The 293-nt window shown below is 62.5% G+C and carries 1 protein-coding gene; it reads left to right on the forward strand.

From position 1 onward, the window contains the following. Positions 1-293, forward strand: a 293-nt coding sequence (locus tag MFF64_RS36750) for a transposase (RefSeq protein ID WP_238193964.1), incomplete at both ends; no start/stop codon positions are given.

The following is a 293-nucleotide window of genomic DNA, read 5'->3' on the forward strand; positions in this document are numbered from 1 at the left end:
GGTGCATCTCGTGCTCGACAACCTGAAGACGCACAAGACGACCCTGGTGCATGACTGGTTGGTCCAGCATCCGCGGTTCCACCTCCACTTCACGCCGACGAGCGCGTCGTGGCTCAACCTCGTGGAGTGCTGGTTCTCCGTTCTGAGCCGGCGTCGGCTGGAGCGCGGTGCGTTCAGCAGCACAGAGGACCTGGAGGCAGCGATCCGAGACTACATCGCCGAAACCAACGCTCATCCCAAGCCATTCGTTTGGACCAAGTCAGCCGACGCGATCCTGGCCAGTGTCGGACGCT

It is taken from the genome of Methylobacterium frigidaeris (genome assembly GCF_022179185.1).
In the GTDB taxonomy this organism is placed as follows: Bacteria; Pseudomonadota; Alphaproteobacteria; order Rhizobiales; family Beijerinckiaceae; genus Methylobacterium; species Methylobacterium frigidaeris.